The 14,002-nt window shown below is 68.5% G+C and carries 11 protein-coding genes; 7 read left to right on the top strand and 4 right to left on the bottom strand.

Annotation, left to right across the window (positions count from 1 at the left end; all coding sequences use genetic code 11):
• The first annotated feature begins 23 nt into the window (after positions 1-23).
• From NY1_RS24140 to NY1_RS24125, 4 genes are all read left to right on the top strand, one after another.
• The gene (locus NY1_RS24140) at positions 24-1,034 is read left to right on the top strand and encodes a hypothetical protein (protein ID WP_067717559.1); all 1,011 of its coding nucleotides are present in this window, start codon (positions 24-26) and stop codon (positions 1,032-1,034) included.
• Positions 1,035-1,399: 365 nt separating this feature from the next.
• Positions 1,400-2,275 (top strand): DNA-binding transcriptional regulator, encoded by an 876-nt coding sequence (locus NY1_RS24135; protein ID WP_067717557.1) that lies wholly within the window; start codon positions 1,400-1,402, stop codon positions 2,273-2,275.
• Positions 2,276-2,587: 312 nt separating this feature from the next.
• Positions 2,588-3,811: a saccharopine dehydrogenase family protein gene (locus tag NY1_RS24130; RefSeq protein WP_067717554.1), complete on the top strand. Its 1,224-nt coding sequence runs from the start codon at positions 2,588-2,590 to the stop codon at positions 3,809-3,811.
• 20 nt (positions 3,812-3,831) lie between these two features.
• Entirely contained in the window at positions 3,832-4,227 is a 396-nt protein-coding gene (locus NY1_RS24125; RefSeq protein ID WP_067717552.1) for a hypothetical protein, read from the top strand.
• A gap of 38 nt (positions 4,228-4,265) precedes the next feature.
• Here NY1_RS24125 and NY1_RS24120 read toward each other — a convergent pair whose 3' ends face one another.
• Positions 4,266-5,129: a MetQ/NlpA family ABC transporter substrate-binding protein gene (locus NY1_RS24120; protein WP_067717549.1), complete on the bottom strand. Its 864-nt coding sequence runs from the start codon at positions 5,127-5,129 to the stop codon at positions 4,266-4,268.
• A gap of 131 nt (positions 5,130-5,260) precedes the next feature.
• Here NY1_RS24120 and NY1_RS24115 point away from each other — a divergent pair, with 131 nt between their 5' ends.
• From NY1_RS24115 to NY1_RS24105, 3 genes are read left to right on the top strand one after another with little or no spacing between them, the layout of a single operon-like run.
• Positions 5,261-6,145, top strand: coding sequence for a MetQ/NlpA family ABC transporter substrate-binding protein (locus tag NY1_RS24115; protein WP_084535265.1), 885 nt, complete (start codon positions 5,261-5,263; stop codon positions 6,143-6,145).
• The gene (locus NY1_RS24110) at positions 6,142-7,236 is read left to right on the top strand and encodes a methionine ABC transporter ATP-binding protein (RefSeq protein WP_084535264.1); all 1,095 of its coding nucleotides are present in this window, start codon (positions 6,142-6,144) and stop codon (positions 7,234-7,236) included. The genes NY1_RS24115 and NY1_RS24110 overlap by 4 nt, the downstream gene beginning before the upstream one ends.
• Positions 7,233-7,910: a methionine ABC transporter permease gene (locus NY1_RS24105; protein WP_439956035.1), complete on the top strand. Its 678-nt coding sequence runs from the start codon at positions 7,233-7,235 to the stop codon at positions 7,908-7,910. Before NY1_RS24110 ends, NY1_RS24105 begins: the two co-directional genes overlap by 4 nt.
• Positions 7,911-7,914: 4 nt before the next feature.
• Here the strand turns inward: NY1_RS24105 and NY1_RS24100 are convergent, their stop codons facing one another.
• From NY1_RS24100 to asnB, 3 genes are all read right to left on the bottom strand, one after another.
• Positions 7,915-9,378, bottom strand: coding sequence for an MFS transporter (locus tag NY1_RS24100; RefSeq protein ID WP_067717546.1), 1,464 nt, complete (start codon positions 9,376-9,378; stop codon positions 7,915-7,917).
• Between the two features lie 424 nt (positions 9,379-9,802).
• Positions 9,803-11,827 carry a heavy metal translocating P-type ATPase gene (locus NY1_RS24095; RefSeq protein WP_067717543.1) on the bottom strand — a complete coding sequence of 675 codons (2,025 nt, stop codon included), beginning with the start codon at positions 11,825-11,827 and terminating at the stop codon, positions 9,803-9,805.
• Positions 11,828-11,927: 100 nt separating this feature from the next.
• Positions 11,928-13,955 carry an asparagine synthase (glutamine-hydrolyzing) gene (gene asnB / locus NY1_RS24090; protein ID WP_067717541.1) on the bottom strand — a complete coding sequence of 676 codons (2,028 nt, stop codon included), beginning with the start codon at positions 13,953-13,955 and terminating at the stop codon, positions 11,928-11,930.
• Positions 13,956-14,002 lie beyond the last annotated feature (47 nt).

Raw genomic sequence — 14,002 nt, 5'->3', positions numbered from 1 at the left:
GCAAGGCCGCGAAGGGAATCGCGATGGCAACGGCGGTGCCGATCGCCGCCGCCCTCATCGCCACCGGCCCCGCCACCGCCGACCCGGACCTGCCCGAACTACCCTTCCTCGGTGAAATCGTCACCGGCAGTGGGGGTTCGGACGGACCGGGAGCAGTGGCCGCACCATCCGGCAGCGGACTGGGACTGGGAACCGGCAGTTCCTACTCCGGCAGTGGAGACGGCGGAGCCAACAGCGGAAGCTCGCTGGGCCTCGGCCCGAGCGGTGCGGCGGCCGGCACCGGCAGTTCGATGGGCAACCCCGGGCAGGTCGCCGGAAACGGCAGTGGCAGTGCCGGGAATCCGGTGGCAGTACCCGCGACAGGCAGCGCTCTTGGCCTCGGACCGAGTGCGGCGGATATCGAAGGCGGGGCGTACATCAAAACCGGCAGCAGCTTGACCGGTAGCTCCGGCACCGAGGCGGGCGGCAAGCTCGGTCGCGACTTCGGCGGTACCCCCGTGGCCGGTCCGAGCACGCTGGGCGAACTGCTGGGCCTCGAATCCGGCAGTGTGCTCACCGCTTGCGCGGGTAGCGCGGTAGTTGGCGTCGGCGCGATTCTGCTCGGCCTCGCCACCGGCAGCGGCTTCGGATCCGGTCTGATCGGACCGGGATTCGTTCCCGGATCCAGCGGCCTGGTCGGCCCCGGCTCCTCCGGCGCGGGCAGTGTGGTGGTCGGCAGCGCGGTCACCGGCAGCGCCCTGATCACCTGCCTTCTCCTCATCCCCGTCCCACCCACCCCCGAACCCGGCATCCCCCTGGAGATTCCGACCGCCGTCGCCCCGGCCGCCGCGCCCATAGCCCCGGTGCCCGCTCCGGAAGTGGCGCCCCCGGCGCCCGTTGTCGTCCCGCCGCCCCCGCCCCCACACGTGTATCCCATTGCCGCCGCGCCACTTCCGGAAGAACCCACCAACTGGACCGCGCTCCAGATGATGACCGTCATCGTCATCACCATCATCGCCGCCGCCCGCGTCAAGACCAGCCGCGGCCGCGACTGAGCGATGCCGCCGGCGGCGTATCGCCCAGCGCCAGACCTGGTGCTCCGCAGGGCGAGCGGGTGGTTGACCCACCGTGGAGAGTCGCGATCCGGCGATGGCATTCGCAAGGTTCGGCTGCGGTTGTTCTTCGCGTTCATAGGGCCGCGCGGAACCGGCCGAACAACCCGAAGCCGTCCGGGTACTCGCCTTCCGCGCCGCGGCATGCCGTCGACGTTTCGCCTCGCTCGCTCGGTCGGTGGCGTTGATGCGAACCTGTTGGCGGCCGGCTGGGATCGGCAGGTTCGTGCACGTCGGCCACGACCGGGGATCTTCTGAACGTAGTATGGCGGCGACGCAGGTGACCGTTGGGCGAGGGTGTGAGGTGGATGGTGGGCGACCGAGAGGACGGGACGGAGGTTCCGACGCGGACGCTGGTCGAGAGCATGATTCGCGAGGATTCCACCATCGATGCGGGGGAGTTGTATGCCGTGGGCAATGCCCTCGGGATGAGTGATCAGCAGGTGCGGTTGTGTGTGCGGCGACTGGTCGCGGATGGGCAGTTCACGCAGGAGGGGCGCGGGCGGAAAGCGGTGCTGCGGGCCGGCGACAAGATGCGGCGGTCGATCGAGCCGGAGCTGGAATACCTGCGGTACATGTATGCGCAGGATCGGGGGGACGCGCCGTGGGACGGCGTGTGGCATGTGGTGGCGTTCGCGGTGCCGGAGACCGAGCGGCAGGGGCGCGATGCCATGCGGGATGCGATCGGGTACTTGGGCGGGGCCGCGATTCAGGGTGGGCTGTATGTGTCGCCGAATGCGTGGGAAGCCCGGATCGCCGATGCCGCAGGGGAATTCGGGGTCGGGGAGTACATCAGCACCATGACGACCACGGATCTGCGGATCGGCGGGACGGACGGGGCGCGGGAACTGGCCGCGCGGCTGTGGCCGCTGGATCGGCTGGCGGCCGAGCACAATCGATTGCTGCGGTTCGCACGGCGGCAACTGGATCGGCTCCACGATGTGCAGGCGCTGACGGACACCGAACGCACCACTATCGCGGTCGAGCTGGCCGCCGAATTCAGCCGGGTCATGGATCCCGACCCCCTGCTCCCGCCCGAACTGCTGCCTGCCCCGTGGATCGGAGCCGAGGCGAGAGCCGTTGTGGCCCAATGCTGGTCGGAACTGCTGCGCGCCGAACAGCCCGGCGCGATCCGCTTGTTCCGCGTGTACTCCGACGTGTTGCGCGAAGCCGCCGCGCGCTGACCCGTCATGCGCGCGGTGCCGACGTGCCGTATACCTGGCCCCGGCTCAACCAATCCGCACCTGGTTTCGTAGATCCGTCCCGCTCCCGCTCGTAGCTCTGGCCTGCTCCCGGTCGTAGCTCTGGCCTGCTCCCGCTTGTAGCCCGGGTCCGCCGCCACCTACCGCCCGCCGCCCGTGGCTCGGCCCGCCCGCTGCCGACAGCTGTCCTCCGCGGCGTATGCCCACCGCGAAATCTCTCAGCACGATTTCAGAATCGTTCAGCTACGATTCGATCGTAGAAGAAATGAACGATTTGATCGATCGGAGGCTGTAATGAGGGTGCTGGCACTGGGTGGAGCCGGGGCGATGGGGGCGGCGGCGGTGCGGGTCGCGGCGGACTTTCCGGATGTGGACGAGATCGTCATCGCGGATCGGGATATCGGTGCGGCGCGGGTGTTGGCGGCGGAATTGTCCGATGCCACGGTGCCGCTGCGGGCGGCGCAGGTCGATGTCACCGATGCGGATGGCCTGCGTGAGGCGCTGGAAGAGGCCGATGTGGTGCTCAATACCGTTGGGCCGTACTACGAATTCGGGCTCACCGTGCTGCGGGCCGCCATCGAGACCGGCACCGACTACCTCGACATCTGCGATGACTGGGAGCCGACCCTGGACATGCTGGCCCTGGACGCGGCGGCGCGGGCGGCCGGGGTGTGCGCCATCGTCGGGATGGGGGCGAGCCCCGGGGTGAGCAATCTGCTCGCCTGGTCGGCGGCCCGCGATCTGGATTCGGTGCGCGATGTCTACACCGCGTGGCCGGTGGATGCGGCTGGGGCGGACGATGATCGCGCCCAGTTGCTCGGCCCGGACGGCCGCCCCTCCGCGGCGGCCGTGCACTGGATGCAGCAGATCAGCGGCACCATCGCCACGGTCGGAGACGGCCGGCTGGTACGGCAGCGCCCGCTGCGGCCGGTGCGGATGCTGCTGCCCGGAGACCGGCGCGGCACCGCCTACACCGTCGGCCATCCCGAGCCGGTGACCTTGCATCGCAGCCTCGAAATCACCGGCGACGCAGTCAATCTCATGGTGATCAAGGCCGCCACCGTCGCCTATCTGGACGACCTGCGGCGGGATATCGATGCCGGTGCGTTGAGCAACCAGCGGGCCGCCGCCCTGCTCGCCGAACCCGGCGCGTGGCGCGGCATCCGCTCACTCCTCGCGGCACCCCTTTTCCGATCGCCGGGCACGCTGCCGCCGTTCTTCGCCGTCGCGACCGGAACGCGCGCCGGACGTCCCGAGACCGTGCTGGCGCGCTTGTCCGGCGGCCTGGAGAGTTTCGCGATCTCCACCGATATGGCCACCGCCACCGGAATTCCCTTGGCGCTCGGCTTATCTCAGCTCGTGGCAGGCCGGATCCGGCGACCGGGCGTACACCCACCCGAGACGATCATCGACCCCGATCGCTTCTTCACCGGCCTGCTCGCCCACCTCGGCGACGCCGACGCCGAATCCGGCATTGTCCTCGAACGATCCCCCCTCGCCCCGGTCACCGACCGCTGACCCGTCTGGAAGAGGAAATCATGCGATCAACTCGTACCGCCGAGTTCGCGGTCGTCGCCACCGTCGCCGGCCTTGCCACCGGGGCCGCCGCCTGGCTCGCCGCCACCGCGCCGGAGCTGACCTCCGCGGTCGTCCAGGTGGCCGTATCGACCCCGGTGCGCGCACCGAGCCCGGCCGCGACCTGGACGTCACTACGAATCATGGCCGGTGACAACGGAATCCGGCTGGTGGGAAACGACGCCGACGCGCACCTGGATCCACGCCCGAACGGTGAGCGGTACGACCGGCATCGCAATCACCACGGGCCGGGCCGCACCAACTCCGACGGGAACGGCGATCAGCCGCGCTGGACCGTCCAACCCCGCCCCGACGGCAGAGGCTGGACGGTTTGCCGTCCGCACGCCGCCTCCTGCTGAATGTCACTCGCCGGGATGACGAGTGATCGATTCCGCCGCTACTTGCGGAACTTGGCTTCGAGTTCGGTAGCGGTCGCCTGGAGGTCGGCAGGGGTGTTGGTCTTGAAGATGCCGTCGTAGCCCGCTTCGGCTCGGATGGCCGCCTCGACTTCCGGATCGTGGTAGAGCTGAGCCAGTTTCAGGTAGGTGGGGTTGTCCTTGTCGGCGGCTCGGGCGGCGAAGATGTTGATGTATTGCTTGAGGTCGGCGCGGTTGGGGTCGTCGGTGTAGATGGTTTCCTTCTTGGTCAGGCCGGCGGGGATGGCGAAGGTGTCATCCACGAATGCCGCGTCCACGCTTTCCAGCGATTGGGCGGTGAGCGTCGGATCGATCGGGGTCAGCCGGACCTTGGAGGCCGACTTGTCGACGTCCTCGAGTTTGGAATCCCAGCTCGCGCCGCCCTTGAGCGTGATCAGGCCGGCCGCGGCGAGGCTGAGCAGCGGGCGGACTTGGTTCGCCGGATTGTTGCTCAGGGTGATTTCGCTGCCCTGCGGGATATCGGCGACGGCCTTGTGCTTTTTGGAGTACAGGGTCAAGGCAAAGATCTCGGTCGCGCCGATGGGCACCAGCGTGTCGTTGTTGCGGGCGTTGTAGTTGGCCAGGTAGCGCACGTGCTGGAACTTGTTGAGGTCCACGCGGCCCTGCGACAACGCCGGATTGGGCTGGTTGTAATCGGTGAAATTGGTGAATTCGACCGTGATGCCCGCTTCGGCGGCCTTGCGCTTGTACACGTCCCAGTGTGGGAGAGCGAGATCGTTCACACCGATGCGCACCACATCGGCGGGGTGGTCCTTGCCACAGGCAGCGGCGGTGAACAGCGCTAACAGGAGAGGAATCACCAGCAGACGGCGCATTTTTCGCATTTCACGCAAGATAGGCGGCCGACCGGCCGCCGGGCGAGCCTTTCACTCCGCCGGATCGCAACCATTGCCGGTGGATTGCCGCAACGGTTCCATTGCCGGGTTCTGTTTCGACGAATCATGCGGGAGCACGAGTGAAATTCCATCGGGTACTGGCGATCCCGGTCCTGGTAGCGGCAGTCGCGGGCCTCACCCTCACGGCCACGGCGTGCGGCAAGAACGAGAGTACCGACGCGAACACGGTGCGCATCGGCACCACCGAGAGCGACCCGCAGTGGGACGTCTTCGCGGAGAAGGCCAAGGAGCAGGGGATCACGCTGAAGATCACCCACTACTCGGACTACTCGCAGCCGAACACGGCGCTGGCGCAGCAGCAGATCGATGTGAATCTGTTCCAGCACCTGCAGTTCCTGGGTCAATACAACGTGGCCAACAATCAGGACTTGACGCCGATCGGGGCGACGCAGGTGGTGCCGCTGGGGCTGTACTCCAAGAAGCACAAGTCGGTGGCCGAGATTCCGCAGGGCGGTGAGATCGCCATTCCGAACGATCCGACCAACCAGGCGCGGGCGCTGTTCGTGCTGCAGGCCGCCGGACTGCTGAAGCTGTCCTCCGCCGATGTCCGCCAGCCCACCGCGGCCGATATCGACAAGGGCGCGTCCAAGGTCAAGGTCACCACGGTGGACGCCGCGCAGACCGCGCTGTCGCTGGAATCGGTGGACGGATCCGTCGTCAACAACACCTTCCTGCAGAAATCCGGCATCGACCCGAAATCCGCGCTGTTCAAGGATGATCCGAAGAGCCCGGGCGCGGAACCGTACATCAACGCGTTCGTCACCCGCGCGGCCGACAAGACCAATCCGACCTATCTGAAGCTGGTCGAGATCTGGCACAGCGCCGAGGTGCAGAAGGCGGTCCAGGAGAACACCAAGGGCACCGCGGTCGAGGTGCAGCGCGCCGGGCCGGAACTGGAGACCATTCTGGCCAAGGTGCAGCAGACCCTGCGCGAGAAGAAGTGAGCGACGAAAGCGCGGCGGTCGAATTCCGTTCGGTCACCAAGGTTTTCGAAGCCGGCAAGCAGCGGCACACCGCACTGTCGGAGATCGATCTGCGCATCGAGCGCGGGGAGATCTTCGGCGTGATCGGCTACTCCGGGGCGGGCAAGAGCACGCTCGTGCGGCTCATCAACGCCCTGGAGAAGCCGTCGTCGGGCACGGTGCTCATCGGCGGCGAGCCCATCACCGGGGTGCCGGAATCGCGGGTGCGGCAGCTGCGCCGCGATATCGGGATGGTGTTCCAGCAGTTCAACCTGTTCCGATCCCGCACCGCCGCAGGCAATATCGAGTATCCGCTCAAGGTGGCGGGCTGGCCGCGCGCTCGGCGCAAGGAGCGCGTGGCCGAACTGCTGGAGTTCGTGGGCCTGACCGACAAGGCGCGCAGCTATCCGGATCAGCTGTCCGGCGGGCAGAAACAGCGGGTGGGCATCGCGCGAGCGCTGGCCACCTCGCCGTCGCTGCTGCTGGCCGACGAGGCGACCTCGGCGCTGGACCCGGAGACCACCGGGGAGGTGCTGCGGCTGCTGAAGAAGGTGAACCGGGAACTCGGGGTCACCATCGTGGTGATCACGCACGAAATGGATGTGATCCGGTCGGTGGCCGATCGGGTCGCGGTGCTGGCCGAGGGCCGGATCGTGGAATTGGCAAAGACTTTCGACGTTTTCGCCGCGCCGCAGGCCGCGCCCACGCGCTCGTTCGTGGAGACGGTGCTGCACAATCGCCCGACCGCCGAGGAACTGCGCAGGCTGCGGGAGCGGCATGCCGGGCGATTGGTGACGGTGGATATCGGCGACGAACGGGGCGTGGGTGCGGTGCTGGCCACCGCCGCTCGCGCCGGGGTCGGCTTCGAGATCGTGTTCGGCGGCGTGAGTTCGTTGCAGGACAAGACCTTCGGGAGTATCACGGTGGCGCTGGACGGGCCGGAAGAGGCCGTGGAGCAGGTCGCGGCGGAGCTGGCGGCGTACGGTGGCGGGCGGGCGGACTCCGCCCCGGATGCCGTCGCGGACGACGCGGTGCGAAGTGACGCGGTCGAGTCCGAGCGGAGGTCCGCGTGAATATCGCAGCCGTGCAAACGGATTGGGACAAGCTCCGGCCGGTCTTGAGCGAGGCCGTCGGCACCACCGTCTACCTGGTGCTGCTCACCTTCGTGGTGGGCGGGCTCATCGGCCTCGGCCTGGGCACCCTGCTCTACACCACCCGCAAGGGCGGTCTGCTCGCCAACGCGCCCATCAACCTGGTGCTGAACTTCCTGGTGAACGTGGTGCGCCCGATCCCGTTCATCATCCTGCTGGCGGCGCTCGGCCCGATCACGCTGGAGGTCGTCGGCACCACCATCGGCACCGATGCGGCGGCCTTCGTCATGATCGTCGCGGCCTCGTTCGGCATCGCGCGCATCGTGGAGCAGAACCTGGTCACCGTCGATCCGGGCGTGATCGAGGCGGCGCGGTCCATGGGCGCGGGCCCGCTGCGCATCATCCTGACCCTGCTCATCCCGGAAGCCCTGGGCCCCTTGGTGCTCGGCTACACCTTCGTGGTGATCGCCATCGTCGACATGTCGGCCATGGCGGGCACGGTCGGCGGCGGCGGGCTCGGCGATTTCGCGCTGGTGTACGGCTACCAGCGTTTCGACTGGCAGGTCACCCTGGTGGCGACGCTGATCATCATCGCCGGGGTGCAGGTGATCCAGTTCGTCGGCAACTATCTGGCCCGGAAGGTGTTGCGGCGCTGATGGTTCAGTCGGTGTTGTCGGCGGATGCGGTGGCGGGGGCCCGCATCAGCACGGCCACGCCGGCTGCCGCGAGCAGCATGAGCACGGTGGTGACGGCCATTGCGACGGTGAAGCCGTGGAAGTAGGCGGTGGAGGTGCCGCGCGGGGCGCTTCCCGGGAACGCGCCGATGATCGGTGTCATCGCACCCAGCCCCAGCCCGAAACCCAGTTGTCCCACCACGGTTTTCACCGCGCCGACCGACCCCACCATGCCGGGCGGGGCGGCGGACATGATCACCGCGGACTGCGGATTCTGCGCGCACATGACGCCGAAACCGATGAAACCGCCCGCGAGCGCGTAGTAGTCCAGGCCGGTGTGCGGAGTGACCAGGCACAGCAGGAGGGTGCCGAGGGCGCAGCAGAGCAGACCGGCGACGAACAGCGTGCGCGGGGCGGTGCCCTGCTGCTGAGCGCGGCCGGCCAGCACCGCACCGGCGATCATGCCGAAACACGCTGGGATGGTGACCAGTACGACCGTGAACGCGGATTTGCCGAGATAGTTCTCCAGCAGGGCCGCGGTCTGCAGGATGACGGCGGCGTGGCCGAAATTGAACACGACGCCGGTGAGGCAGGCGGCGCTGAACGCGGGGGAGCGGAACAGCGCGACCGGGAAACCCGGCTCGGGCGTGTGCTGCTCCCACCAGTAGAAGCCGGCCAGCAACACCACGGCGACGATCACCCCGCCGAGCACCAGCGGACTGCCCCAGCCGCGGGCGGACGCCTGCCCGATGCCGCCGATCAGGGTCACCAGGGCGGCCGCCGCCAGCAGTACGCCGATCAGGTCGAAGCGGCGGGCCCGCGCGGCGCGGGAATCCGGGATGACGAACCAGCCCGCCGCGGCGACCGCCAGCGCCGCGGCCGCGGTCAGCAGATAGCCTGCGCGCCAGCCGAATTCGGTGATCAGCAGACCGCCGCCCAGATCCGCTGCCAGCAGGATCACCGACTGCACGCCCAGCCACAATCCGAAGGCCCTGGGCAGTTCGCGCGGGAAGAACAGGGTCGGCAGCAATGCCAGGCTCATACCGAAGCCGGCCGCCGTGCCCGCCCCGGTCAGCGCCCGGCCGAGCAGGAAGACGGCGGTGTTCGGGGCGGCGGCGGTGAGCAGGCAGCCCAGCGCCGTGCCCAGGGTGCCGTAGAGCAGGACCCGGCGGCGGCCGGTGTGATCGCCGAGCATGCCCGTGCCGAGCATGCACGCCGCCATCAGCAGGGTGCCGACACTGGCCGCGAGCGCCAGCGCGCCATCGCTCATGCCCAGGTCGGCGCCCGCCAGAGGCATTGCCAGGGAATGGATCGCGAGGTCGATGCCCTGCGGGCACGACAGCAGGGCGGCGGCCCACAGCGCCCGGCCGCGACGATCGGCCCGGGCCGCCACGGCCGCCGGCCACGCCTGGGCGATGGGAGTGTCGGAGGGAACGGACGTTTCGGTCATCGGTGGCCGAACCCGGTGACGTTCGGGGTGGATCCGGACAGAACGGTCAAGACCTGCACGCAACACCGCCTCACGAGATCGCCGCATTGTGACTCGCTAGAGATTAGCGAATCATCAGCTATTCAGCGGGTGTCGCATATTCTGAGCCATACCGCCGGTCGGCGCGGTCGATTCCCGGATTGTGAGTTATGGCCGGAAGGTCCGGGCGGAAGCGCGGAGGCGGTTACCCGGTCCGGATCGATTACGCCCGAAAAGTTCGCGGATCTAGTTGTCTTGGATAACGATCCGCGTCGCGCGGACCCGGATACGTGGTACGACATCGGTATACACACCACCTACCTCGCGGGGCAGCCGACCTATCAGGCGTGATTCGGAACGGCCCGCACTCTCATGAGGGGGAGTGCGGGCCGTTCGCTCTCTCGCACTAGGCGGGCCGGGCCTCGTGCTCGATGCCCGCGTGCTCCGCTCCGCGCCGGAAGCGCAAGAGGCGCAGGGCGTTCGCCACCACGATCAGTGTCGAGCCCTCGTGGACGAAGACCGCCGGGCCGATGGGCAGGCCCAGCAGGGTGGCGGGGACCAGGATGGACACGATCACCAGGGCGAAGGCGAGGTTCTGGCGGATGATGCGCGCGGTCCGGCGGCTCAGGGCTACCGCGAAGGGGAGGCGGCCGATGTCGTCGCTCATCAGGGCCACGTCGGCGGTTTCCAGGGCGACGGCGGAACCGCCTGTGCCCATGGCGATTCCGACCGAGGAGTTGACCATGGCGGGGGCATCGTTGACGCCGTCGCCGACCATGGCGGTGCCGCCGCGGGCAGTCAGGCAGCCGATCATGGTGACCTTGTCCTCGGGCAGCAGGTTGCCGTGCGCGGCGTCCAGGCCGAGGCCGTCGGCGACCGCGTCGGCCACCCGCTGATGATCGCCGGAGATCACCACCATGTCGGTGATGCCGAGTTCACGCAGCCGGGCGATGACGGGTGCGGCCTCGGCGCGCGGGGCATCCATGACGCCGATGACCCCGAGATAGATCCCGGCGCGGCGCACGATCATGGTGGTGCGGCCGCGGGCGTGCAGGTCGTCCACCGCCGCGACGATCGGCGCGGGCAGGCCGTCCGGATCGAGTTCGGTGAACATGGTGACATTGCCGATCTCGGTGGGCTGACCGGAGACCAGGGCGGTCACGCCGCGTCCGGTCACCGAATTCACCTCGGTCGCTTCGGTTTCGGTGCCGGCGGGCACCTGCTGGGCCAGATCGCGGGTGATGGCGGCGGCCAGCGGGTGGTCGCTGTAGGACTCGACCGCGAACACCGTCTCGATCAGCTCGTCGCGCACGTCCTCGAGGACCGGCACGATATCGGTGACGCGAGGGCGGCCCCAGGTGAGAGTGCCGGTCTTGTCGAAGGCGATGGCCTTGACCCGGCCCAGTGATTCGAGCGGCCCGCCGCCCTTGGCCAGCACCCCGGCCTGCGCGGCGCGCGCGATACCCGCCAGCACGGCGCTGGGCGTGGCGATGGCCAGCGCGCAGGGGCTGGCCGCCACCAGCACCACCATGCCGCGATAGAAGCTGTCGCCGAAGGGCTCGTTCAGCAGCAGCACGCCGAAGCCGACGACGGCCAGCACGCCGGCGAGAACCGCTGGGACATAGAAGACTTGGAAGCGGTCGATGAAGCGCTGGGTGGGGGACTTGGTGGCATCGGCATCGCGCACCATGGCGATGACCCGCGCCAGGGTCGAGTCCTCGGCCCGGCTGGTCACCATAACCTCCAGCGCGCCGGAGCCGTTCAGCGTGCCCGCGAACACCCGGTGTTCCTCGGGCACCACCCGTGCCCCGGTCAGTGCGGCCGGATCAGCGGCGGCCCGCTTCTCGACCGGGATGCTCTCACCGGTGACCGAGGATTCGTCCAGCGCGCTGCTGCCCGCGATCACGATGCCGTCCGCGGCGGGCCGCGAATTCGGCAGCACCACAACCACATCGCCGACCTCGAGCTCGTCGACCGGCACCTCCGCGACCGGACCGCTGCCGCGCCGCACCAGCGCGGTGCGCGGGGCCAGCTCGCCGAGGGCCTCGATGGACCGCTGCGCCCGGCTCATGGCGTACTCCTCGAGCGCGTGCCCGAGGCTGAACAGGAACAGCAGCACCGAGCCCTCGGCCCATTTGCCGACCGCCGCCGCGCCGGCCGCCGCGACCAGCATCAGGAAGTCCACCTCGAACCGCGCGCGCCGGATCGACTCGTAGGCCGCGCGCACGGTGAAGAAGCCGCCGAAGAAACAGGTCGCCACGAACAGCGCCGTCGACACCGCCCCCGGGGCGTGCACCACGTACCGCGCGATCATGCCCGCCGCATAGGTGACGCCGGAGGTGATGGCGAACCCCATCTCCATGCGCGCGCCCGAGAGCGGGCCGCCGTGTGCGTGATCGTCCCGCGTGCGCTCTTTCGCCTTGGTCTCCATACCTCCGAGAATACATCAACACATGCGTATCTATGCATGTGTTATGCCTGAGGAAACGGCGACCGCCCCCTGACCTGGGGGTTGCCGCCGTTCTCTGTAACTAGAGACTGACCGGGTAGACCGGTTCCTGGATTTCGGGCTTGATGCGGTGCTCGACGAAGATGCCGTGCCACACCATGAAGCAGATCAGCGTCCACAACCGGCGGCTGTGGTCGATCGGGCCGGTGCGGTGCGCCTCCAGCATGGCCAGGATCGCGGGCTTGTCGAGGAGGTGATCGGTGCCGGACTCGGTGATCTGGGTACGCGCCCAGTCGAAGAGCTCCGGTCCGCGCAGCCAGTGCCGCAGCGGCACCGGGAAACCCAGCTTGGCGCGGTGCAGGACGTGCCCGGGCACGATGCCCTCCAGCGCCTGCCGCAGCGCGTACTTGGTGGTCTCCTTGGTGATCTTCTGGTCGTAGGGCAGCTTCTCGGCCACCTTGAAGACCTCGGCATCCAGGAACGGCACCCGCAGTTCCAGGGAATTGGCCATGGTCACCTTGTCGGCCTTGACCAGGATGTCGCCGCGCAGCCAGGTGAACAGGTCCAGATGCTGCATGCGGGTCACCGGATCCCAGTGATAGCCCTGCATGCCGTAGATGGGACCGGTCACGTCCTGATGCGTCCACTCCGGGCGGAATTCCCGCAGCACCGAACGCAATTGGGCGTCGTTGAAGCTGCGCGCATTGCCGTAGTAGCGCTCTTCCAGGGTCATCGAACCGCGATTGAGCAGGCTCTTGCCGCGGGTGCCCTCCGGAATGCGCTCGGACAGCTTGCCCGCCAGCTTGCGCACCCGCTTGGGCAGGTATTCGAAAGGCTTGAGCGACAGCGGTTCCCGGTAGATGGTGTAGCCGCCGAACAGCTCGTCCGCGCCCTCGCCCGACAGCACCACCTTGACGTGCTTGCGGGCTTCCTTGGCCACGAAGTACAGCGGCACCAGCGCCGGGTCGGCGACCGGATCGTCCAGGTACCAGATGATCTCGGGGATCGAGGCCGCGAACTCCTCCGGGCCCACCACGCGCACCACGTGCCGGGCGCCGATGGCCGCCGCGGACTCGGCCGCCACGTCCACCTCCGAGTAGCCCTCGCGCTCGAAACCGGTGGTGAAGGTGATCAGGTTCGGGTTGTGCCGCATGGCCAGGGCCGCGATCGCCGTGGAGTCGATGCCGCCGGACAGGAAGGAGCCGACGGTGACATCGGCGCGCATGTGCTTGGCGACCGAGTCCTCGAGCGCCTCGGCGATCTCCTTGTACCGATTGGCCGGGGTGTTCGGGCGCTGTGCGGCCGGACGCGGGCGGGTGGTCGGCGCGTGCACGGTCACGTCGTCGGGCTTGCCGAACGGGACGATGCGGAACTGCGGGTTGAAGTAGCGGGTGACGCGGGGCGCCTCGCCGGGCTCGACCCAGGCGTAGCAGCCGGATTCGAGGCGGCGGATGTCCTTGTGCAGGGTTTCCGGCTCGGGCACGTACTGCAGCACCGTGTAGTGCTCGAGGGCGCGCGGGTCCAGGTCGTGGGTGAGCTGCAGGTCGTCCAGCAGCTCCAGGATCGACTTCTTCTCCGAGGAGAAGGCGGTGCCGCCGGGGCCGGTGGCCAGGAACAGCGGCTTGATGCCGAACGGGTCGCGGGCGATGAAGAGCTTGTTCAGCTCGGTGTCCCACACCGCGAAGGCGAACATGCCGCGCAGCCGGCTCGCGGCCTTGGCGCCCCAGTAGTGGAACGCGGCGACGATGGTCTCCGAGTCGCCCTCGGTCCGGAACATGGGCTGATCGCCGAACTCGGCCCCGTGCTCGGCCTGCAACTCCTCGCGCAGTTCCAGGTAGTTGTAGATCTCGCCGTTGAAGGTGAGCGCGTACCGCTCGGGATTCTCCGGTGGGCCCCAGCGCAGCGGCTGATGCGAGTGCTCGATATCGATGATCGACAGGCGATTGAATCCGAAGATCATCCGCTCGTCGTTCCAGGTGCCCTTCTCATCCGGGCCACGATGGCGCTGGCAGTGCAGCGCCTCGTACACCTGCGCCGCGGTGGTTTCCACCGTCCGTCCATCCGGAGTTGAAGCCGTCTGTGCTGTCAGAAATCCGAGCAGGCCACACACTGCGCCGAGAACCTCGTTTCCGGAGTCGGGGATGGTCGCGCCGCGTC

Origin of the sequence: Nocardia yamanashiensis NBRC 100130 (assembly GCF_001613325.1) — a bacterium.
Lineage (GTDB): Bacteria > Actinomycetota > Actinomycetes > Mycobacteriales > Mycobacteriaceae > Nocardia > Nocardia yamanashiensis.
The sequence above is the reverse complement of the archived record's forward strand: the minus strand, read 5'-3'. Positions and strand labels throughout refer to the sequence as shown.

Excerpts from the sequence above, each read along its gene's own strand:
- NY1_RS24095 (WP_067717543.1), bottom strand. The coding sequence starts at position 11,827 with ATGGAGACCAAGGCGAAAGAGCGCACGCGGGACGATCACGCACACGGC.
- NY1_RS24100 (WP_067717546.1), bottom strand. The coding sequence starts at position 9,378 with ATGACCGAAACGTCCGTTCCCTCCGACACTCCCATCGCCCAGGCGTGG.
- NY1_RS24125 (WP_067717552.1), top strand. The coding sequence starts at position 3,832 with ATGCGATCAACTCGTACCGCCGAGTTCGCGGTCGTCGCCACCGTCGCC.
- NY1_RS24140 (WP_067717559.1), top strand. The coding sequence starts at position 24 with ATGGCAACGGCGGTGCCGATCGCCGCCGCCCTCATCGCCACCGGCCCC.
- NY1_RS24130 (WP_067717554.1), top strand. The coding sequence starts at position 2,588 with ATGAGGGTGCTGGCACTGGGTGGAGCCGGGGCGATGGGGGCGGCGGCG.
- NY1_RS24135 (WP_067717557.1), top strand. The coding sequence starts at position 1,400 with ATGGTGGGCGACCGAGAGGACGGGACGGAGGTTCCGACGCGGACGCTG.
- NY1_RS24120 (WP_067717549.1), bottom strand. The coding sequence starts at position 5,129 with ATGCGAAAAATGCGCCGTCTGCTGGTGATTCCTCTCCTGTTAGCGCTG.